The organism is Nocardia sp. NPDC051900, from assembly GCF_044452545.1.
Classification (GTDB): Bacteria; Actinomycetota; Actinomycetes; order Mycobacteriales; family Mycobacteriaceae; genus Nocardia; species Nocardia sichangensis.
The window spans coordinates 14,549-35,480 of record NZ_JBITBU010000002.1; the positions used below are offsets into that span (position 1 = coordinate 14,549).

Here is a 20,932-nt window from a genome sequence, read left to right on the forward strand (position 1 = left end):
CGACGATCATTCCGCGGCCATACGCGCTTCGCGATCCGCCTTCCCCAGAGCGTCGAGCAGCGCGTCGAGTTCCCCGTCCAGCACGGCGTCGAGGTTGTGCGCCTTGAAGCCGATCCGATGGTCGGTGATCCGGTTCTCCGGGAAGTTGTAGGTGCGGATGCGCTCGGAGCGGTCCACCGTGCGGATCTGGCTGGCGCGGCCCGCCGCGGCCTCCTGATCGGCCTGTTCTTCCGCCAGTGCCTGCAAACGCGCCGCGAGGACCTGCATGGCGCGCGCCTTGTTCTGCAGCTGGGAACGCTCGTTCTGGCAGGTGACCACGATGCCGGAAGGCAGGTGGGTGATGCGCACCGCGGAGTCGGTGGTGTTGACGCCCTGACCACCCTTGCCGGAGGAGCGGTACACGTCGACGCGGAGATCGGACTCGTCGATCTGCACTTCTTCGATCTCGTCGGGTTCCGGGTAGATCAGCACGCCCGCCGCCGAGGTGTGGATACGGCCCTGCGATTCGGTCACCGGGACGCGCTGCACCCGGTGCACACCGCCCTCGAACTTGAATCGCGACCAGACACCGTCGCGCGCCGCGTCGCGGCTCTTGATCGACAGCGTCGCCTCTTTGTATCCGCCCAGGTCGGACAGGGCGGCGTCGAGGATCTCGACCTTCCAGCCGTGCCGCTCGGCATACCGCACGTACATGCGGGCCAGGTCGGCGGCGAACAACGCGGACTCCTCGCCGCCTTCGCCGGACTTGACCTCGAGCACGACGTCGTCGCCGTCGTGCGGGTCGCGCGGGGCCAGCAGGTCGGCGAGGGCCTGTTCCAGTTCCTCGACCTGTCGTTCCAGATCCGGGACCTCCGCGGCGAACGTGGAGTCGTCGGCGGCGAGTTCCCGCGCGGCGGACAAGTCGCCGCGGGCCGTCTCGAGCTTGCGATAGGTGGCCATGACCGGGGCCAGCTCGGCGAATCGCTTGCCGACCCGGCGCGCGGCGCCCGCATCGTTGTGCAGCGACGGATCGGCCAGCTGCGTCTCCAAGCCGGCGTACTCGGCCAGAATGTCGTCGATGGCGGACGGTTGCGTCACAGTGCTTCCTTCTCCTGGTAGCTGTCCATACAAAACACCGACGCCCGGCCTGCGGGGCAGGACCGGGCGTCGGCGAGGAAGCTACTTGGCGTCGGCCTTCTTGCCGGCACGCTTGCCGTAACGAGCCTCGAAGCGGGCCACGCGGCCACCGGTGTCCAGGATCTTCTGCTTGCCGGTGTAGAACGGGTGGCACTGCGAGCAGACCTCGACGGTGATGTGTCCCGACTCCTTGGTGCTGCGAGTCTGGAAGGTGTTGCCGCAACCACAGACGACCGTGGTGTCGACATACGTCGGGTGAATTCCTGCCTTCATGGATGTCCTCTCGATTGTGGTCGCCGGGTCGCCGCGCGAACGCGAAGCGTGAACCGGAACCGACTAGGCGGGAGCTCTGCTCACCTGAGCAGACGCAACGACCGTTCAGTATGCCAGAACTGCCGTTACGCTCCCAAAACGCCCCCGGCGAGTGGTTTGTTCCCACCCCAGGTACTCCCCCATCGTTCGCGCCCCCGGAAGTCCGGGCACGCGAATCCGCGCCACCTCCTGGACCCTGAAGTCGGGTAGTCCGCTACTCACGAATGTGAACGAATTCGTTCATAGAGTGGCAGACCTGGTGCACATCGGCGTGCCGAGACAGGAAGGAGACCCCGTGAACGTCCGGATCGCGGCCGCGATTTTCGTTCTGCTGTTTCTCTCGGTGGCCGTCGGCGTATCCGCGCTCCCCGCGAACCCGAACTATCCCGCGCCGAAGAACGCCGTGTACGTCCACACCTCGGAATCCGCCGCCCCCGATCCCGACGCCGGGCCCTGCGCGCTGATCATCGCTCTCCTCATCGGCGGCGCGGCCACGGTCGGCCTCGTATTCTTCGCTCCCCGGACGCCGAAAGGGTCCCGCATCAGCGGGACCCTTTCGGCCGTTGTCACGGCGCCGACCTGGCGCCGCTACTCACTCGTCGAGCGCGCCCGGCGCGGTCTTGCTCACCTGCATCAAGAACTCGAGATTGTTCTTGGACTTCTTCAGACGGTCGATCAGCAGATCGATCGCCTGGTGCGAGTCCAGGCCGGACAGTACGCGGCGCAGCTTGTGCAATACCCCCGCCTCGTCGGGGCTGAGCAGTAGCTCGTCCTTGCGGGTACCGGACGGGTTGACGTCCACCGCCGGGAACACCCGCCGCTCCGCGATCTTGCGGTCCAGCTTGAGCTCGGCGTTACCGGTGCCCTTGAACTCCTCGAAGATCACCGTGTCACCGGTCGAACCGGTCTCCACCATGGCGGTGGCGATGATCGTCAGCGAGCCGCCGTTCTCGATGTTGCGGGCCGCGCCGAGGAACCGCTTGGGCGGGTACAGCGCGGTGGAATCCACACCACCGGACAGGATTCGGCCCGAGGCGGGCGAGGAGTTGTTGTACGCGCGCCCGAGCCGGGTGATCGAGTCGAGCAGCACGACGACGTCCTTGCCCATCTCCACCAGGCGCTTGGCGCGCTCGATGGCGAGTTCGGCGACCGAGGTGTGATCCGACGGCGGACGGTCGAAGGTCGAGGCGATGACCTCGCCCTTCACCGAGCGCTGCATGTCGGTGACCTCTTCCGGACGCTCGTCGACCAGCACCACCATCAGGTAGCACTCGGGGTTGTTGGTCGCGATCGCGTTCGCGATGTCCTGCAGGATCGTGGTCTTACCGGCCTTCGGCGGCGACACGATCAGGGCGCGCTGGCCCTTGCCGATCGGCATGATCAGGTCGATCACGCGGGTGGTCAGCTTGTTCTGCTGGGTCTCCAGCCGCAGGCGCTGGTTCGGGTACAGCGGGGTGAGCTTGCCGAATTCGGGACGGCGCTTGGCCGCCTCGACGTCGCCGCCGTTGACCGTGTCCAGCCGCACCAGCGGATCGAACTTCTGGCGCTGGTTGGACTGTTCGCCGTCGCGGGGGGCGCGCACCGCGCCGGTGATCGCGTCACCGCGGCGCAGGCCGTTCTTGCGGACCAGGTTCATCGACACGTAGACGTCGTTCGGCCCGGCCAGGTAACCCGAGGTGCGGACGAAGGCGTAGTTGTCCAGCACGTCGAGGATGCCCGCGACCGGCTGGAGGACGTCGTCCTCGCGGATCTCGAGCTCGCGGGTCTCGCCGCCACCGCCGCCGCCGTCGCGGTCGCGCCCACGACGACGCTCCCGGAAGCGGCGTCCGCGCCGTCCGCGACCGCCCTCTTCGTCGTCGCCGCCGCGGCCACCCGCGCTGCCGTTCTGGCTCTGCTGGCCACGCTCGCCCTGGCCACGGTCGCTCTGCCGCTCACCCTGGCCACGGTCGCTTTGGCCACGGTCGCTCTGCCGCTCACCCTGGCCACGCTCGCCCTGGCCACGGTCGCTTTGGCCGCGGTCGCGGCGGCGCTCGCCACCTTGCTCGGCGTCCTGCTTCGGTTCCTCGGTACGCGTCTCGGCCTGCGCGGTATCGGTCGCGGATCGCGCCTGGTCACGGCCGCGCCGCTGCCGACCGCGGCCACGCTGGCCGCTGTCTCGGCCGGACTCCTCGGTGGTCTCGGTCGCCGTGGACGACGCCGCCTCGGCGGCGGGCGCGGAATCGGCGGGGGCCGTCTTCGCCGGGGCGGGAGCCTCGCTGGGCGCGGCCGAAGCCGCGGGCGTCACGTCGAGGGTCGCCTGCTCGGCCTTGGCCGGCGCCTGCTCAGCGGGAGCGGCGGTCTTCGCGGGCGCACCGGCCTTCGCGGGGGCGTCGGCCTTCGCGGTTGCCGCGGACTTGGCCTCGCTCTTGGCGGGCTTCTCCGCCTTCGCCGCCTTGCCCGCGGCCTGATTTTCCTTGATGGCGGCGATCAGATCGCCCTTGCGCATCCCGGAGGTGCCTCGGATACCGAGCTCCCCCGCGAGCGCACGCAACTGCGGCAACAACATTCCAGTCAGCCCCGATCGTGCGACGTCGGTGTGTTCGCTCATCTTCGAAATCTGTCCGGATTCACTATCGCGCTCGCCCGTCGGGTTCGATTCCACGCCGGGTGTCGCGAGCAGGTCCGTATCTGTCACGGAAATCCTTTCCTTCCCTCGATCGCCGTGTGCTGTTTCGAGGGTTCGTCCCGCAGCCCGGGCATTCTGCCGGACTGGGATGCGTCCGTCCGGGCGCTGTGTGCCGTATCACCTGCCCCGCCGGACCGGCGGCTTCTCCACCATTGGTGAAAGGTGGGGAGAGATCATTCCAGTTGCGCAGCTACGCAGCACCCCCATGGCCTGGAGGCTCGAGCCTGGAGCCTGCTGGAGCGATTGCCCTGATGAAGCACCGGCGTCTGATGCGCACGATGTACGGACCTGCCCAGAATAGCTGTCCATTGCGAATCTCGGCAAGACAGACTCGCCGTCAGTCGATCAGGACGCCTTCGGCGATTCCCGGCTCCACTACGCGCAGGCCGTCGGCTGCCGCCAGTTCGCGGAGTTCCGCGGGAAATTCGCTGGTCCCCAGGGCCAGGATGGTCGGTCCCGCCCCGGAGACGGTGGCCGCGATGCCCGCCGTGCGCAGGCGCGTGATCCAGGCGGTGGTCAGCGGTAGCGCGGGCGCACGCTGGGCCTGGTGCAGGCGGTCCGCGGTGGCGGGCAGCAGCAGGTCGGGACGCTGGGTGAGCGCCACCACGGCCAGCGCGGCGCGGCTGACGTTGAACGCCGCGTCGCCGTGCGGCACGACGTCGGGCAGCAGGCCGCGGGTGTGCGCCGTGGACGAGCGCTCCTCCGGGATCAGCACGACCGGGCGCAGTGCCGAATGCGCCTCCAGCCGCACCGCGCGGTAGACGCGACCGTGGTATTCCGTGCCCGGGGCCTCGTCGGCGGGGCGATCGCTCTCGGTCCACGAGACCACGATCCCGCCGAGCACGCTGGCCGCCGCGTTGTCCGGATGCCCCTCGAATTCCGCTGCCAGCTGCACCAATCGGTCGGCAGGCGTGGCCGGCGCCGAGTCCAGCTTCGCGGCGAGGGCGCACCCGGCGGCAAGTCCGCCGACCACCGCCGAGGCCGAGGACCCGAGGCCGCGCGAATGCGGAATCACGTTGCGGCACACCACATCGAGGCCGTCGGCCCACACCCCGGCCGACTCCAGGCCGCGCTCGATCGCGCGGACCACGAGATGCGAAGGGCCCCAAGGCACATCGTCGGCGCCCTCACCCTCGACCCGGATGGTGAGCCCGGAATCGGTAGTGCGCACCTGGATTTCGTCGTAGATCCCCAATGCCATACCCAGCGAGTCGAACCCGGGACCGAGGTTCGCGGTGGACGCGGGCACCCGGGCGGTCACGGTCAGACCGGCGGGCAGCGTCGCGCTCATGACCTGGCTGTCGCGCGAATTCAACTCAGGCCAGCTCTAATTCGGCGGCGACCGCGACCGGATCGACCGAGATCGGCTGCACCTTGGGCATGCCCGACAGCGCGGTGTCGGGGTCCTTGAGACCGTTGCCGGTCACGGTGCACACCACGGTGAGCCCGGCATCCAGCCAGCCCTCCTTGCGTGCGGCGAGCACACCGGCCACGCTGGCCGCCGACGCGGGCTCGACGAACACGCCCTCGGTCGCCGCGACCAGGCGGTACGCGTCGAGGATCTCCTCGTCGGTGGCGGCGCGGAAAGCGCCGCCGGACTGCTCCTTGGCCTCGACCGCGCCGTTCCAGGAGGCGGGCGCGCCGATCCGGATCGCGGTGGCGATGGTCTCGGGATCCTTCACCGGGGCGCCGTTGACCAGCGGGGCCGCGCCAGCGGCCTGCACGCCGAGCATGCGCGGCAGCCCGCCGGTGACGCCGTCGGCGTAGTACTCCCGGTAGCCACGCCAGTAGGCGGTGATGTTGCCCGCGTTGCCGACGGGAAGGGCGTGCACGTCGGGGGCCTTGCCGAGCACGTCGCAGATCTCGAAGGACGCTGTCTTCTGGCCCTCGATGCGGGCCGGGTTCACCGAGTTCACCAGTCCGATACTGGGGAAGTCAGCGGTGACCTTGCGGGCGAGTTCGAGGCAGTCGTCGAAGTTGCCCTGCACCTGGATGATCTTCGCGCCGAGCATCACGGCCTGGGCCAGCTTGCCCATCGCGATCTTGCCCTGCGGAATCAGCACGGCGCAGCTCATGCCCGCGCGGGTGGCGTACGCTGCGGCGGATGCCGAAGTGTTGCCGGTGGACGCGCACAGCACCGCCTTCTGGCCACGGTACTTGGCGTCGGTCATCGCCATCGTCATGCCGCGGTCTTTGAACGAGCCGGTCGGGTTCAGGCCCTCGACCTTCAGGTAGACCTCGCAACCGGTGATCTCGGACAGGTGCGGCGCGGGCACCAGCGGCGTTCCGCCCTCGTACAGCGTGACCGGCTCCCAGTCGGCCGCGCCGGCGAGCCGGTCGCGGTAGGCCGCGATCAGGCCCGGCCAGCGGGAGTGCACCCCTGCCTGTGGCGCGACGCCGGTCGTGTGCCCGCCCGTCTCCCGGCCGCCGCCCCTCATGGAGTCGCTGCGCGACGCTGTGGTCATTCTTCGGTGCCTTCCAATCTCAGAACGCTGGTCACGGATGTGACGGATGCCATTCCCGCCAGTGCGGCCACGGTGTCCGCGAGCGCCGATTCCACGGCGTGGTGGGTCACCACGACCAGGCGCGCACCCGAGCCGTGCCCTTCTTGACGGACGGTCGAAATGCTCACCCCGTGTTTGGCGAATTCGCCCGCCACCGCGGCCAGGACTCCAGGACGGTCCTCGACTTGCAGGTTCACGTGATAGCGGGTGGGCGTATCGCCGATCGGCGCGATCGGTAGCTCAGCATAAACCGATTCGCCGGGAGCGCGACCCCCATAGAACTTGTTCCGTGCCGCCATCACCAGATCGCCGAGTACGGCCGACGCGGTCGGAGCGCCGCCCGCGCCCTGCCCGTAGAACATCAGCCGCCCGGCGTTCTCCGCCTCGACGACCACCGCGTTGAACGCACCGGTCACCGCGGCCAGCGGGTGCTTGCGGGGGATGAGCGCCGGGTAGACGCGCACCGAGACGCGCTCTTTGCCGCCGTCCTCCGGTCCGGGCTCGCCGGGACCCGCGTCCACCCGCTCGCAGATGGCCAGCAGTTTGACCGTGCAGTCGAGCGCGGAGGCGGTTTCCAGATCCTCGGCGGTGATCCGCGAGATGCCCTCGCGGTAGACATCGGCGGCGGTGACCCGGGTGTGGAACGCCAGTGAGGCGAGGATCGCGGCCTTGGCCGCGGCGTCGTAGCCCTCCACGTCGGCGGTCGGGTCGGCCTCGGCGTAGCCCAGCCGGGTGGCCTCGGCCAGCGTCTGCGAGTAGTCGGCGCCGGTCTCGTCCATCGCGGAGAGGATGAAGTTGGTGGTGCCGTTGACGATGCCGACGACCCGGTTCACCCGGTCGCCCGCCAGCGACTGGATCAGCGGGCGCACCACGGGGATAGCGCCCGCGACGGCGGCCTCGAAGTACAGGTCGGCGCGACTGGCTTCGGCCGCGGCGGCGAGCTCGCCGGTGTAGTCGGCCAGCAGCGCCTTGTTCGCGGTCACCACGGATTTGCCCGCGTTCAGCGCGGCCAGGATCAACCGGCGCGGCGGATCGATGCCGCCGATCACCTCCACCACCAGGTCGACGTCGTCGCGGGCGACCAGGGCGTCCGCGTCGGTGGTCAGCAGGTCCGCGGGGATGCCGCGGTCGGTGGCGAGACTGCGCACGGCCACCCCGCGGAGCACCACCGGCGCGCCGACACGGGAACGCAGGTCCTCGGTGTGCTCGCGCAGGATGCGCACGACCTCGGTACCCACATTGCCCATGCCGAGGACCGCCACCCCGATCGGGCGATCGGTCCCCCACACGCCGTTCTTCGCGTTGACCGTCACGCTTCCACCTCCAAGCTGAGCAGGTCCGCCACCGTTTCCCGGCGCAGAATCAGACGCGGCTGTCCATCCCGCACCGCGACGACCGCGGGCCGGGTCAACTGGTTGTACCGGCTGGACATCGAGTAGCAGTACGCGCCGGTGGCGGCGACGGCGATCAGGTCGCCGGGGCCGACGTCGGCGGGCATCCAGGTGTCGCGGATGACGATATCGCCGCTCTCGCAATGCTTTCCGACGACGCGCGCGACCACCGGCCCGGCCTGCGACGACCGCGAGACCAGACGGCAGTCGTAGTCGGCCTGATACAGCGCGGGCCGGATGTTGTCGCTCATGCCGCCGTCGACACTCACGTACCGGCGGCGCAGACCGCCGTCCAGCGAGACGTCCTTGATGGTGCCGACCTCGTAGAGCGTCACCGTGCCGGGCCCAGCGATGGCGCGGCCGGGCTCGACAGCGATCGTCGGCGTGGGCAGACCCGCGCGTTCGGCTTCGGCGGCGACCAGTTCGCGCAGGCTCGCCGCGAACCGGTCCAGCGGCGGCGGGTCGTCCGACGGCAGATACGAAATACCAAGTCCGCCACCGAGATCCAGCGTCGCGATCTGCGCGGTGCGCTCGATGCCGAATTTGTCGATGGCCTCGCGGAGCAGGCCGAGCATGCGCCGCGCGGCGATCTCGAAGCCGTCGATCTCGAAGATCTGCGAGCCGATGTGGCTGTGCAGGCCGACCAGGCGCAAATTGTCGGCGTCGAAGACGCGCGCGACCGCCTCCATCGCGTCGCCGCCCGCGATCGAGAAGCCGAACTTCTGGTCCTCGTGCGCGGTCGAAATGTATTCGTGGGTATGTGCTTCCACCCCGACGGTAACCCGGACCAGCACGTCCTGCACCAGGCCCGCGCGGCTCGCGACGGCCTCCAGGCGCTCGATCTCGATGAGCGAGTCCACCACGACGTGGCCGACGCCCGCGGACACCGCGGCTTCCAGCTCGGCGACGGATTTGTTGTTGCCGTGCAGGGCGATTCGCTCCGCGGGGAAGCCCGCGTGCAACGCGACGGCGAGTTCGCCGCCGGAGCAGACGTCCAGCGAGAGGCCCTCATCCCGGATCCAGCGGGCGACCTCGCCGCACAGGAACGCCTTCGACGCGTAGTGGACTCGCGCGTTCGCCCCGAACGCGCGGACCATGTCGCGGCAGCGGGAACGGAAGTCGTCCTCGTCCACCACGAACAGCGGGGTGCCGAACCGCTCGGCCAGCTCGTACACCGGCACGCCCGCCAGGTGGACCACGCCCGCGTCGTCACGGGTCGCGTTGCGCGGCCAGACGTGCGCGGGCAGGTCGATCATCTGCCGCGGATCGCTCGGTCGCTCAGGCAGATTCGGCGCATGCGGAATCTCGGCATGCCGGGGACCGGCGGGATGCGCGCTCATAATTCCACCTCGCTGCGCTCGCTCAACTTCGCTTCCTTCCTCGCTCTGGTCGACCGGACGGTCACATGCGCTCCGGCGCACTGACGCCGAGCAGGCCCAAGCCGTTGGCCAAGACCTGGCGCGTGGCGTTGACCAGAGCGAGCCTGGCCGCGTTCGTCGGCGAGACGGGGTCGTCGCCGAGCGGCAGGACGCGCAGGTTCTTGTTGGTCTGGAAACGGTGGTACGCGCCGGCCAGTTCCTCCAGGTAGCGGGCTACCCGATGCGGTTCGCGCAAGCTCGCCGCACCGCTCACCACGCGCGGGTATTCGCCGAGGGTGCGGATCAGCTCGCCTTCCTCGTCGGCCGACAGCAGCGCGAGGTCGGCGGCGACGGAGTCGTAATCGAACTCGGCGGCGTTGCGCGCGATGGACGCGGTCCGCGCGTGCGCGTACTGCACGTAGTAGACCGGGTTCTCGTTGCTCTGACTGGCCCACAGGTTCAGATCGATGTCGATGCTCGAGTTCACCGACGAACGCACTAGCGAGTACCGCGCCGCGTCCACGCCGATCGCCTCGACCAGGTCGTCGAGGGTGACCACGGTCCCAGCGCGCTTGCTCATCTTCACCGCGACGCCGTCACGCAGCAGGTTCACCATCTGCCCGATCAGCACCTCGACCGTGGCCGGGTCGTCGCCGAACGCGGCCGCGGCGGCCTTCAGCCTGCCGATGTAACCGTGGTGGTCGGCGCCGAGCATGTAGATGCACAGGTCGAAGCCACGGGCCCGCTTGTCCTGGAAGTAGGCGATGTCGCCCGCGATGTAGGCGGCTTTGCCGTCGCTCTTGATGACCACCCGGTCCTGGTCGTCACCGTATTCCGAGCTGGCGATCCACCAGGCGCCGTCCTTCTCGTACAGGTCGCCGGAGTTCTTCAGCCGCTCCACGGCCTGCTCGACCGCGCCGGAGGCGAACAGCGAGCTCTCGTTGAAGTAGACGTCGAAATCGGTGCCGAATTCGTGCAACGACTCCCTGATGTGCGCGAACATCAGCTCGACGCCCTCGGCACGGAACAGCTCGAGGCGCTCGGCCTCCGGCTTGCCCAGCACATCGGGGTTGGTGGCCACGATCTTGTCGGCGATCTCGCCGATGTAGGCGCCCGCGTACCCGTTCTCCGGGGTCGGCGCGCCGGTGGCGGCCGCGGCCAGCGAGGCGGCGAACCGATCGATCTGCGCGCCGTGGTCGTTGAAGTAGTACTCGCGCACCACATCCGCGCCCTGCGCGGCCAGGATGCGGCCAAGCGCGTCGCCGACCGAGGCCCACCGGGTGCCGCCCAGATGCACGGGACCGGTCGGGTTGGCCGAGACGAACTCGAGGTTGATCCGGGTGCCCTTCAGCGTCTCGGCGGTGCCATACGCGGCGCCCGCGGCGAGCACCCGCTCGATGATCGCGCCCTGCGCGGAGGCCGCGAGGCGGATGTTCAGGAAGCCGGGCCCGGCGACCTCGGCGGCGGCGACGCCGTCGGCGGCGGCCAGCGCGTCGGCCAGCCAGGTGGCCAGATCACGCGGCTTGGTTCCGGCGCGCTTGGCCACCTGCATCGCGACATTCGTGGCATAGTCGCCGTGTTCGGGGTTGCGGGGACGCTCCACGGTGACCTCGTCGGGCAGGACCGCGGGGTCCAGTCCACGTTCGACAAGCACCTTCGCCGCGGTAGAGCGAAGGAGATCTGCAAGGTCAGCTGGAGTCACGAGTCTCTATCCTATGGTCTTGGCGGGTGTGCACCTCGGGTGGGCACTGCGCAGCCAGCGGATCCATCCACGTCGAAAGAGCACACTGAGCGATGCCTAGCAGTCCCAGCGCCAAATCGGCCAAGGCCGCCAAGGCCGCGGCGAAGTTGTCGGCTCCCCGCAAGCGGGGCGGGCAAGGACAGCTTCCGAAGAAGAATCGCCAGGTTCCCTGGTTGGCCATCGGCGCGGCCGTAGTAATCATCGCATTGATCGGCGCGCTGGCTTACAGCCTGGTCCCCAAGTACCGGGAGAAGGCCGACCTGGAGAAGTACACGCCGAGCGCGCAGAAGAAGGACCCGTCCGACGGGATCGCGGGCGTGGTGAAGAAGGAATACCCCGCCGGGCTGCACATCAACTCCAGCCAGCGCGTCGCCTACGACCAGGCTCCGCCGTTCGGCGGCCCGCACGACCAGTCGTGGGCGACCTGCACCGGCGTGGTCTACAGCAAGCCGATCCGGGTGGAGAACGCGGTGCACTCGCTCGAGCACGGCGCGGTGTGGATCACCTATAACCCGGACAAGGTGAACGCCGACGGCATCGCGACGCTGAAGGCGAAGGTCGAGGGCAAGCCGTACACGTTGATGTCGCCCTACCCCGGCCTCGACTCCGCCGTCTCCTTGCAGTCCTGGGGGCACCAGTTGAAGCTGGACAGCCCCGACGACAAGCGCGTCGGCCAGTTCATCACAGCTCTGCGGCTGAACAACTACACCTATCCCGAGGTCGGCGCGGACTGCTCGACGATCGTCTTCGACACCGACAACCCGCCGCCGTTCGATCCAACGCCGCCCGGACCCGACGCGGTGCCGATGGACGGCAAGGGCTTGCAGCAGGACCAGACCGAACTCGGCGGCATGCCCGGTGGTCTGCCCGGCGTGCCCGGCGTGCCGGGTCTTCCCGGACTTCCCGGTGTGCCCGGCGCTCCGGTGCCCGCGCAGCCCGCGCCCGCGCAGCCCGCGCCCGCGCAGCCCGCTCCTGGCGCGGGGCAGTAGTGGCCGGCGATCAGGGAGGCGTCGAGTCCGGGGGGCGCGAAGCATCCGCCGGTTCCGGCGCTCCTGAAGTCACCGCGTCCGGCACTCACGACGCCATCGGACCCGACGGTCGCAAGGCGCGCGGATCCGGCAATCGCAAAACCGCTGGGTCCGGGGATCGCGCCGCGTCCGCAGGGTCCTGCAGTCCCGAATCCGCCGATCGCAGCGCCACCGGGTCCAGCGAACCGACGACAGCCGCCGGCACCGGAGTCACCGAGTCCGGCGATCTCCAAGCCGCCGGCTCCGGCGATCGGGCAACAGCCGCAGGGTCCGGTATCGAGGAAGCCAGCAGGCCCGAGAGTGTCGGATCCTTGAGATCGGGCGATCGAAGGGCACACGTCGAATCCGACAGCGAAGCATCCGCCCGGTCCTCCTCGCCCGAAGCACCTGCCGGATCGGGCGATCGCCGAGCTACCACATCCGAACGCGAAGCATCTGACGGATCCGATGACCGCGAAGCATCCGGCGTCGGCGGACAGTTCCGCCGCCAGCGCACCGCGCTGCTGATCCTCGGCATCATCGGCGCGATCCTGATCGGCTTCGCGATCGGCGTGCTGGCCCGGATTCCGCTGAACGGTTCCACGGAGCCGGACCCGGGCCCGGTGGACGTCGGTTTCAGTCAGGACATGTCGGCGCACCACGCCCAAGCCGTCGAAATGGCGGGCGTGCTGCTGGTTCGCTCCACCGACACCGAGGTACGCCGCCTGGCCTACGACATCCTCACCACCCAGCAGAGCCAGATCGGACGCATGCAGGGCTGGTTGCAGCTGTGGGGCGAGCCCGCGCAGAGCGTCGACGGGTTCATGGGCTGGATGACCGAGCCGATGGGCGGCCACGATCATTCCGGTGCCGATATGCCACACCACTCCGGGCCGGTGTCCACCATGCCCGGCATGGCCACCCCCGCCGAACTCGCCGCGCTCCGCCAGGCCACCAGCCCCAAGCTGGACACGATGTTCCTCCAGCTCATGCTGCGTCATCACCAGGGAGGGTTGTCGATGATCGACTACGCCGCCCAGCACGCCGACACCACGGCGGTGCGCACCCTCGCCGAAACCATGGCCACCACCCAACGCGGCGAATCCGACCTGATGACCACCATGCTCACCGCCCGGGGCGCCGCCCCCCTCCCCTGACCCGAAACCCCGCCGCCGTCCGCCCTTTTTGGCGGACGGCCGCCGATACGATAGGCTGACCCAGCCCGATCGGACCGCCATCCCGGCCCCGACCGAGCCCTATCCCGCCCTCGTAGCTCAGGGGATAGAGCGTCTGCCTCCGGAGCAGAAGGCCGCAGGTTCGAATCCTGCCGAGGGCACGCACGACAAAGGCCCCGTAACCAGCGCGCTCGCTGGCCGGGGCCTTTCTCGTCCACACCGTCAGCCCGCCTCGATGACACGAGATGACACAACCTCGCCCAAAGTCCTCGCCGCCTCCCTCAGCGCTTCGTCCTGGGAATGGGTGTAGATCCTCGCCGTGACACTGGCGTCGGCGTGGCCCAACCAGGCAGCGATGACCGCGAGCGGCACCTTGCGCAGGTGCATCGTCGTGCCGCAGGTGTGACGAGCATCATGCAACCGGATGTGCCGGACACCCGCCTTCTTCACCGCCTTCGCCCACCGATGCGTCAGCGTGTCCGGATGGTACGGCGTGCCGTCCTCGTTGCACGCGACGTAGTCACCGTCCCGGTACGCCTCCCCGAGCTGCAACCGATCGGCCGCTTGCCGACGATGCGCCCGCCGAAGAACCTCCACCATCTCGTCATCCATCGGCAGCGTGCGAACCGACGCCTCCGTCTTCGGATCGTCCTCAACAGCCTCGCCACCGGCCGACGCACGCCCGATGTGCACCACGAGAGTCTTGCGCTCGAGATTCACTCCGCTCCAGCGCAATCCGCCGAGTTCACTCCGTCGCAGGCCGCACAGCGCCAGGAACCACAGGTGCCCGTCCCGATCCGCCTCGAGACTGGCCAGCAGCTTCGACACTTCCTCTGGCGTGTAGGTCAGCGGCTTGCGCTTCTTGCCTGCCTTCGGTTTGATCGCCCGAGCCACGTTATGCGACAGCAACTTTCGCTCGATCGCGTAGGCCAGCACCATCGACGTCGTCTCGATGGTCCGCTTCAGCGATCGATCCGCCCACGGCCGCCGGACCTTCCCCTTCTCGGTCTTCGTCCCACCCTGCTTGAGCGCCGACACGAGGTCGTCCAGGTGCTTACGCGTGAGCTTCTGTACCGGGAGCGCGCCGTACTGTTCCCGTAGGGGCGCGAGGTTGTACCGGTATCCCGCCAGCGTCGTGCGCCGAGCCCAATGTAGGCTGTCCAGCCAGTCTTGGCAGACCTCCTCAACCGTCACGTCCTTGCGCGGTACGAAACTGCCGGACGCGGCTTCCGCCATGAACTTCCCCAGCGCGGAACGAGCTTCCCTCTCCGTCCGGAACCGCCTCCGCACCTGGTGACGCTTGCCGGTTTCCGGATCGACCCCAGCGTCCACCCGCACCTGATACCGAACGACCTGCTTCCCGGTCTGCCGATCAGTCACCGTCACCTTGGTGATCTGCGGCGGTAGTTGCTGTCTACTCATGCCGCCGCATCCAACCTCGCGATGTAGTCCGCTACCGCCTGCTCGGTCACGAACCGACGCCGACCGATCTTCACCGAGCGCAACTCTCCCGAGCCGATCAACTCGTAGTACTTGCTGTGCCCGACCGGAATCCGCTTCCGGACCTCCTGCTCCGTGAGCAACTGAGACATCTCCCCTACCCCTCCCTACGCTGCTTGCTGAATTGCCGAATGTTCCTGTGCTGCTGGCCCCGCCGCGAGCAGGGCATTGGTGTATTCCGCGCGCCATTTCGTGCGCTGGGCGATCGCAGCCAGGATCAGGTGATCCCGCGGTGGCACGGACTGGTCACCGGGCTCGACCGGCCGGATGATCAGATGCGAGGTATCCGGCTTGTGGATGCCGACCGAGGCCAGCAGTTGCCGAACGAACTCCGCCCGATCGGCCTTGTGATCCGGCAGCGTCTTCCCCGACCAGCGACGCGAAACCAGCACGCGCCGACCGGGCAGGCCGAGAGTGTCTCGGCGGTGGGCCTTGCCCTTGCAGCGGCCGGGAATGGTCTTGTCGCTGGCGCCCTGGGGGACGATGCCGTAACGCAGCCACACCGCGCACCGAGGCGAACACGGGGTGTGCTGCAACTCCGCGTGCAACCGGTCGTAGTGGATCGCAGTGCGCGTCGAGTCGGTCTCGAGGACTTCGCTGATGGACTTGGTGAGGTACTTCGTCACGTACCCGATCGCCCGGTCGGCCTTCTGGCCGGGGATGTAGCCCTTCATGTGGCCGGGGTCCATGCGTTCGCCGAACCGCACCGTATAGGCCGGTTCCAGATCATCCACCGCATCCAGCACGTCCAAGGCGTCATCCCAACCGGTCAACGCCTGACCCGAATCGGGGTCCACGAACGTCATGGCCCGGTAGTCCCACACCGGCATGCGGTCGCCGGAGTACACCTCGTTGTCGGGGTCGAAGTGCGGCCACCACACCTGGTGGTAGGTCGCCGCGGTCACCATGCGCAGAATCTCGCGGGAGATCACCCCGCGCAGCAGCAAATGCAGGTGCGGGGCGCCGCGCTTCTGGGGTTCGACGGTGGCGAAGTACTGGACGTCGTAGCCGACGCAGCGGCGCAGGTTCTGTATCCAGCGGTCGACCAGCTTGGAGAAGAACACGATGTCACGCGCCGCACGAGCGTAGTCGTACTCGTCAGGCTTGCGGGGTGAACCGTCCGAGCACGGCTTGCCCTCGCTGTCCACTGCGCCGTCTTGGTTGATCGACCCGTAGGACGGCATGGTGAGCGTGACCATCATCGAGGACCGGTACCCGCCGATCACCCGCCCGAGGGTGGTGCGCTCCACCTTTTTACGCGGCAGGTTCGGCACGTCCTGACGCCGCTTGGTCGACCGGGAACGCCGCTTGCGCTCTGTGGGCTCCAACGGCGGGATGGGACCGCGGAACCCCGAGTCCCGAAGGTCGCGGTCCAGACTGCCGACCAGTTCACCGATGGCGTCGGCCATCTCGTCATCACCGTCGTCGCGGGCTTGGCGGTACTGCTGGGCCAGGTCGGCGCGGGCGGTGAGCAGCTCGGTTTGGGTGTCGGACGGGTCGCGGGTTTCCTCGACCGGTTCGACTTCGGCGTGCCAGCCTTCCCGGCATTGGGTCATCCGCAGCCAGCGGGCCTTGTCCGCGCACGGCTTGCACACCGACGCGACGGTGGATTTGCATGGGGAGGCGACGTATTCGACCTTGCCCGTTGTCGGGTCGAACGATCGCATCGTCACCGGCCGCACGCACACCCCGAACTTCTCGGCCGCAGCCAAGGCGACATCAGTGAAGTTCGGGAGCGCACGCCGCTCAGCAGCGGTCTGGCGAGCCGGAGCAGGCTCCTTGCTGACGTTGTCCAGGTCGATAGGCGTGGTCATGCCGCCTGCCCTCCCTTGGTCCAGTGATCCACCCGCGGCAAGATGACCGTCTCGGCGAGCGAATCCGAGCGGCGCAAGGCCAGCTCGACGATGCCGGGACCGGTGATGGTGGCCCGGCAGTCCAGGGCGCCGAAGGCGTGCGCCAGATGCGAGACCCGGTTTTCGAAGTCGGCCGGGCAGTGCCCGTCGAGCATCCGCACCCGCACCCGATCAGTCACCGGGCCGATGTCGGCCGACAGCAACCGCGGGATGAACGTGCGGTCGTTGCGGTCGATGCTCAGATGGCAGGCCGTCATCAGCCGAGCCCAGCGCCGCCGGTAGCGGAACCAGGTAAGGAACCGGACACGAGCGCGCCGGGTGACCCAGCGCTCGAACATCTCCGGACGCCGAAGCCGCCAAACGATGATCCCCGCGATGGACACCCCGACCACCACGACACCCGCAACCGTCCCGCAGAAAAGGCCGGCCGCGGTCGCAAGGAGCACTGGGATGGAGAACATGGGGAACAGGACTGCCCACCGCGCCGTCACGCCGACCGCGACGAATGTCCACCACACGAGGTTGAGCGTGGCCAGCCCGATCAGGTCGAACGGGTCACGCGGCCCGTTCGGGGTTGTCGTGGTCACGACTGGTCTCCTTGTTTGGGATCGAACAGCGACAGTTGCCCCGAGCATGGGGCGGACAGGTCCTTGCGGGGACGCCGCTTGCGGCTGGTCACCTGGTCGGAAGCGGCTTGCACGATCGGATTGACTTGCGGTGTTGCGGCCGGGCGGGTTGTGCTCATACGGCCCAATCCCCGCCGTCGTAGTCGTCGCCGTTGTCCCACAGCGGGACAACCCCGGTCTCCGCGAGCAGATGAACCGCGATGCTCACCGGATCGGCACCACGACGTTCGAGCTGGCAGCGGCGGCGGGCTTGCATGTCGATGACGTTGTCGTCGTAGCGGTGGTTGCTCATGGCTGGGCCTCGATTTCGGGGACGCCGCACACTTCGCAGGTGCGGGAACGGGTGGAATTGCCCAGCGGCCACACCGTGGCGCGCCAGGACTCGGGGAAGGTGTGGCCGTGCTCGGCGCAGCGGTTGGTGGCCTGGCAGCCGTCGCAGACAACGCGGTTGCCGTCGTAGACCCAGCCGACACCGCCCGCGGAGTGAACGGTGAGGTAGGCGATGGCTTGGGTGATGGAGTCGAAGCAGATCGCTTCGTTCTCGCCCTCGGTGTAGTGGTCGCCGCAGCTGTCGCAGTAGACGACCACGTGCTGTTCGATGACCAGTCCGCGTTTCATGCCGCCACCGGCCCGTCTTCCGACTCGCCGCCGTCACCGAGGTCATCGGGGTCGAAGCCGCTGTAATCCTCGGCCGGAGCAGTGATTTCGGGCGCTGGGGAGTAGGCGTCCACGATGGCGTCGATGTCGTCATCGGAGACGAAGTACGCCCGCACCCGCACGAACTCGCTGCTGCCGTCCTCACCGACGTAGCCGACCCCCGGTGTCTGGTCGGAGATCTCGTCGCAGCGGGCACCGCGGTCGCGGGCGCCTTGCCCGTGGACCATCGCGTTCTGGGTGGGTTCATCCAGCCGGAGGCCGATGCGGACGGGGAACAGTTGCCGGTTGGGCATCGTCTCCTTCGACGGGTCCTGCAACGCCGCGATCACCGACACCGCCGCCGCACGCCCCTTCGACAGCAACAACCCCGTCAGGCGCCGGAACTCCTGCTGCTCCTCCCTGGTCGCGTACGACGACAGCGACGCCGCCTCATCGATGATGATCAGGATCAGCGGCTCATCGGTGGTCGGGACGAGCTTGCGCAGACCGGCCGAACGCATCCGCGCCAGACGCTCATCCATCACCTCGACGGCCTCGCGCAGCATCGCGAGGATGGTGGTGTTGTCGGTGGCAAACCGGACGAACAACCGGTTCTCGCCCTTGCCGAACTCCGCACCGCCCTTGGGATCGGCCAGATATAGGTCCACCAGCCCGGCTTTGATCGCCGGGCCGAGTGCGGCGATGATCGACCACAGCACCGAGCCCTTACCCGAACCGGTGGCGCCCGCGAGCAGGATGTGTCCGTAGAGCACCCGCACTCGCCAGGTGTCGAAATCCTCGGTCACGCCGACCGGGACCGCTTCCAGGTCCACACCCGCCGCGGAAGCCGAGCCCGGCAGTGGCGCGGTGTCGGCCAAGGTGTCGTAGACCCGCAGGTCGAGGCGGACGAACCCGGGGTCGGTGGCCGTGACCGTCACGGTGGGGACGCCGAAGTAGGCAGCCAGGGCCGCGCGGGTGTTGTCGTTGTTCCAGTCCTTGACCGACTGACCGCCGAGCATCTGCACCTCTACCGACATGCCGAACTCGGTGTAGGTGGCCGACAGGACGTTCGGGTAGCCAGTCTCTGGCGAACCCAGCTTGAGCGCAGGCCACATCAAGGCCAGTTGCGCCGAGTCGGTCACCACGAACACCGCCGTCCGCAGCTCGACCGGAGCAGCCGCAGCGACCTCACCGGCAGCACCAGCCGGTTGCATCTCCCCGCCGCGCGCAGCGAGTGACCGCAGCCACCAGAACGCCGACGCCCCCGTGCACATACCGCTGGCGAGCATGACCGTTCCCGCGACACTCATCTCAGAACCCCCTACCCTGCGGTCCGCGCTCCAACTCGCAGAACAGACGGCACCCCTCCGGGGCCGGGGAAGGAGCCGGAGCCTTCTCGACACCAGACCGGCCGAGACTGGAGTCCTCGCAGAACATCACGCACCCCCGCGGAGCCGGAGCCGGAGCCGGGCTCGCGGTCGTGGTCGCCACCACCGAGGAGGACGCAGCGGCGGGGACCACCGGGGCCGGAGTGTCCGAAGGCCGGTCCACCAGCACCCCGACTCCGGCCAGCACGGTGACCAGCGCGGAAACACCCGTCGCCACAGCAGGAACAAAAGCAGTCATCTCAACCCCCAACAGGGACAGCGATCGGCAGCATGGTCTGCTGCGGTCGCGAAGAACGAACAGGACGAACCGACGCGACAGGCGCCGGGCGAAGCTCAGCCACCCGCACCGGCTCAGGCACCGGCAACGAGTCAGGCTCGGGCTCGGGGGTGGACACCTGTTCCGGCTCAGGCTCAGGTGTCGTCTGCTCTGCGGCAGGTTCAACCGCGGGAGCCGGTTCAGGTGCCGAATCTCGTTGTGCCGCACGGATCAGCAGCGCCAACCCGTGCGTATCGGCCAGCAGGGAAATCGGGGCGATCGCAGCCACCAGCGCCGACGCCCACCACGGCAGTTCTCGACCGGCCGCGACCGCGTGCAGCGAGTTCCCTGCCACCGAGACCACCGACCCGATGACCAGGACAGTGACGAAGAACCGGCGTTCCGGAGCGTTGGCCAGGACCAGTACCCCGAACGTCGCGAGAAGGATCGTGCCGTCCACGATCAGCGGGAACAGCCACGCATCCGACGCCGGAATGTGCGCCAGGATCGCGAGGTCCTTCAGCGTGGCGAACGACAGCCGGAACGCCGCCGCCCCGACCGCGATGATGATGACGACGGCGGACCAGCGCGCAAGACGCATCCCCGCCGACTGATCCGCCGCGCCCATCGTCAGGCCGCCTTATTCGCCGACGCCACCGCCGCCTCGTGCAGAGCCATCACCACCGGCATCTGATCGGCCAGCGAGCGGGCATCCTCGATGCTCAAACACAGGTAGGCATCCGACCCATCCAACGAGATGTGCACCCACGCCGGAAGCGGCGCATGCGTGCCCTCGTGCGCGGGCTTGTACTCGACCGAGATTCCCTCGTACCCAGCCACCGTGGAATTGAAGAACGACATGATCACGCCGCCTTACCGGTCGAGTTCGGACGGGCCGCGCCCGGATCAGCCGGAGACTGCTTCGCACCGGAGTTGTCGCCCTTGATCCCCGTCGCGCGGATCGACCAGCCGATCGACTTGAACTCCCCCGACCCCGCGATCTTCGGCTTGATCTGCAAGCCCTCCAACTCGATCGGAGTCATACCCGGCACAATCTCCGGCGCCGCCGGAACCGGCTGGACATCCGACACGAAGATCACGTCGTAGCTGGCCTGCCGAGCGTTCGCGGCAGCCGGATCGGTGATCGTGCCCTTCCACAGCCGTTTACCGGTGCCGTTGCCGTCGTTGTCCAGATCGACCTTCTGACGCTTCGGCGCGTTGCGATCGGTGCTGTACTCGGTCACCGCCTGGATATCACCCAGCAGGAACAGACCCTTCGGGAACGCCTCACGGAACTCCGGGGTGAACCACACATCCTTCAATGCCATTGTCAGCTCCCTCTGCTCTAATCACCATGTCCTCTATAGGACCTGCTTCTATATAGGACCATAGAGCCCGGCGGTG

General features: G+C 68.4%; 22 protein-coding genes and 1 tRNA gene. 3 read left to right on the forward strand and 20 right to left on the reverse strand.

The window, feature by feature from the left end; genetic code table 11:
- Positions 1 to 6: 6 nt before the first annotated feature.
- The 8 genes from prfA to argS form a co-directional block, all read right to left on the reverse strand.
- On the reverse strand, positions 7 to 1,077 hold the full coding sequence (gene prfA / locus ACIA5H_RS02725; RefSeq protein ID WP_379252168.1) for a peptide chain release factor 1: 1,071 nt from the start codon (positions 1,075 to 1,077) through the stop codon (positions 7 to 9).
- Positions 1,078 to 1,158: 81 nt separating this feature from the next.
- Positions 1,159 to 1,389, reverse strand: coding sequence for a 50S ribosomal protein L31 (gene rpmE / locus ACIA5H_RS02730; RefSeq protein WP_039796334.1), 231 nt, complete (start codon positions 1,387 to 1,389; stop codon positions 1,159 to 1,161).
- Positions 1,390 to 2,020: 631 nt separating this feature from the next.
- Complete coding sequence (rho, locus tag ACIA5H_RS02735) at positions 2,021 to 4,102, reverse strand: transcription termination factor Rho (protein ID WP_397073459.1); 2,082 nt, start codon at positions 4,100 to 4,102, stop codon at positions 2,021 to 2,023.
- A 328-nt stretch (positions 4,103 to 4,430) separates the two neighbouring features.
- Positions 4,431 to 5,384, reverse strand: coding sequence for a homoserine kinase (gene thrB / locus ACIA5H_RS02740; protein ID WP_356969432.1), 954 nt, complete (start codon positions 5,382 to 5,384; stop codon positions 4,431 to 4,433).
- Between the two features lie 25 nt (positions 5,385 to 5,409).
- Complete coding sequence (thrC, locus tag ACIA5H_RS02745; RefSeq protein WP_356969450.1) at positions 5,410 to 6,531, reverse strand: threonine synthase; 1,122 nt, start codon at positions 6,529 to 6,531, stop codon at positions 5,410 to 5,412.
- A gap of 23 nt (positions 6,532 to 6,554) precedes the next feature.
- Positions 6,555 to 7,910, reverse strand: coding sequence for a homoserine dehydrogenase (locus ACIA5H_RS02750; RefSeq protein ID WP_379252166.1), 1,356 nt, complete (start codon positions 7,908 to 7,910; stop codon positions 6,555 to 6,557).
- Positions 7,907 to 9,328: a diaminopimelate decarboxylase gene (gene lysA / locus ACIA5H_RS02755; protein WP_379252165.1), complete on the reverse strand. Its 1,422-nt coding sequence runs from the start codon at positions 9,326 to 9,328 to the stop codon at positions 7,907 to 7,909. The genes ACIA5H_RS02750 and lysA overlap by 4 nt, the downstream gene beginning before the upstream one ends.
- A 61-nt stretch (positions 9,329 to 9,389) precedes the next feature.
- A complete protein-coding gene (argS, locus tag ACIA5H_RS02760) occupies positions 9,390 to 11,048 on the reverse strand; it encodes an arginine--tRNA ligase (RefSeq protein WP_379252164.1) in 1,659 nt (552 codons plus the stop codon).
- Between the two features lie 92 nt (positions 11,049 to 11,140).
- Between argS and ACIA5H_RS02765 the strand changes: the two genes are divergently transcribed.
- The 3 genes from ACIA5H_RS02765 (at position 11,141) to ACIA5H_RS02775 (ending at position 13,430) form a co-directional block, all read left to right on the forward strand.
- Complete coding sequence (locus ACIA5H_RS02765; RefSeq protein WP_397073463.1) at positions 11,141 to 12,076, forward strand: DUF3105 domain-containing protein; 936 nt, start codon at positions 11,141 to 11,143, stop codon at positions 12,074 to 12,076.
- A gap of 539 nt (positions 12,077 to 12,615) precedes the next feature.
- The gene (locus ACIA5H_RS02770; protein ID WP_062976440.1) at positions 12,616 to 13,251 is read left to right on the forward strand and encodes a DUF305 domain-containing protein; all 636 of its coding nucleotides are present in this window, start codon (positions 12,616 to 12,618) and stop codon (positions 13,249 to 13,251) included.
- A gap of 106 nt (positions 13,252 to 13,357) precedes the next feature.
- Positions 13,358 to 13,430 (forward strand) — tRNA-Arg (locus ACIA5H_RS02775).
- Positions 13,431 to 13,491: 61 nt separating this feature from the next.
- On the opposite strand, the gene ACIA5H_RS02780 is transcribed toward ACIA5H_RS02775, so the two are convergent.
- From ACIA5H_RS02780 to ACIA5H_RS02835, 12 genes are read right to left on the reverse strand one after another with little or no spacing between them, the layout of a single operon-like run.
- Positions 13,492 to 14,691 (reverse strand): tyrosine-type recombinase/integrase, encoded by a 1,200-nt coding sequence (locus ACIA5H_RS02780; protein WP_397073465.1) that lies wholly within the window; start codon positions 14,689 to 14,691, stop codon positions 13,492 to 13,494.
- Complete coding sequence (locus tag ACIA5H_RS02785) at positions 14,688 to 14,861, reverse strand: helix-turn-helix domain-containing protein (RefSeq protein ID WP_397073467.1); 174 nt, start codon at positions 14,859 to 14,861, stop codon at positions 14,688 to 14,690. Before ACIA5H_RS02785 ends, ACIA5H_RS02780 begins: the two co-directional genes overlap by 4 nt.
- 15 nt (positions 14,862 to 14,876) lie before the next feature.
- Positions 14,877 to 16,583 carry a replication initiator gene (locus ACIA5H_RS02790; RefSeq protein ID WP_397073469.1) on the reverse strand — a complete coding sequence of 569 codons (1,707 nt, stop codon included), beginning with the start codon at positions 16,581 to 16,583 and terminating at the stop codon, positions 14,877 to 14,879.
- The gene (locus ACIA5H_RS02795; protein ID WP_397073471.1) at positions 16,580 to 17,209 is read right to left on the reverse strand and encodes a hypothetical protein; all 630 of its coding nucleotides are present in this window, start codon (positions 17,207 to 17,209) and stop codon (positions 16,580 to 16,582) included. Before ACIA5H_RS02795 ends, ACIA5H_RS02790 begins: the two co-directional genes overlap by 4 nt.
- The gene (locus ACIA5H_RS02800; RefSeq protein ID WP_397073473.1) at positions 17,206 to 17,367 is read right to left on the reverse strand and encodes a hypothetical protein; all 162 of its coding nucleotides are present in this window, start codon (positions 17,365 to 17,367) and stop codon (positions 17,206 to 17,208) included. The genes ACIA5H_RS02795 and ACIA5H_RS02800 overlap by 4 nt, the downstream gene beginning before the upstream one ends.
- Positions 17,364 to 17,540, reverse strand: coding sequence for a hypothetical protein (locus ACIA5H_RS02805; RefSeq protein WP_397073475.1), 177 nt, complete (start codon positions 17,538 to 17,540; stop codon positions 17,364 to 17,366). Before ACIA5H_RS02805 ends, ACIA5H_RS02800 begins: the two co-directional genes overlap by 4 nt.
- Complete coding sequence (locus tag ACIA5H_RS02810; RefSeq protein ID WP_397073477.1) at positions 17,537 to 17,866, reverse strand: hypothetical protein; 330 nt, start codon at positions 17,864 to 17,866, stop codon at positions 17,537 to 17,539. Before ACIA5H_RS02810 ends, ACIA5H_RS02805 begins: the two co-directional genes overlap by 4 nt.
- On the reverse strand, positions 17,863 to 19,194 hold the full coding sequence (locus ACIA5H_RS02815) for an FtsK/SpoIIIE domain-containing protein (protein WP_397073479.1): 1,332 nt from the start codon (positions 19,192 to 19,194) through the stop codon (positions 17,863 to 17,865). The genes ACIA5H_RS02810 and ACIA5H_RS02815 overlap by 4 nt, the downstream gene beginning before the upstream one ends.
- Before the next feature lies 1 nt (position 19,195).
- The gene (locus ACIA5H_RS02820; protein WP_397073481.1) at positions 19,196 to 19,510 is read right to left on the reverse strand and encodes a hypothetical protein; all 315 of its coding nucleotides are present in this window, start codon (positions 19,508 to 19,510) and stop codon (positions 19,196 to 19,198) included.
- Between the two features lies 1 nt (position 19,511).
- Positions 19,512 to 20,156 carry a DUF2637 domain-containing protein gene (locus tag ACIA5H_RS02825; RefSeq protein ID WP_397073483.1) on the reverse strand — a complete coding sequence of 215 codons (645 nt, stop codon included), beginning with the start codon at positions 20,154 to 20,156 and terminating at the stop codon, positions 19,512 to 19,514.
- 2 nt (positions 20,157 to 20,158) lie between these two features.
- Complete coding sequence (locus ACIA5H_RS02830) at positions 20,159 to 20,389, reverse strand: hypothetical protein (protein ID WP_397073485.1); 231 nt, start codon at positions 20,387 to 20,389, stop codon at positions 20,159 to 20,161.
- Between the two features lie 2 nt (positions 20,390 to 20,391).
- Positions 20,392 to 20,856, reverse strand: a complete 465-nt coding sequence (locus ACIA5H_RS02835) for a hypothetical protein (RefSeq protein WP_397073487.1) — start codon at positions 20,854 to 20,856, stop codon at positions 20,392 to 20,394.
- Positions 20,857 to 20,932: the final 76 nt, after the last annotated feature.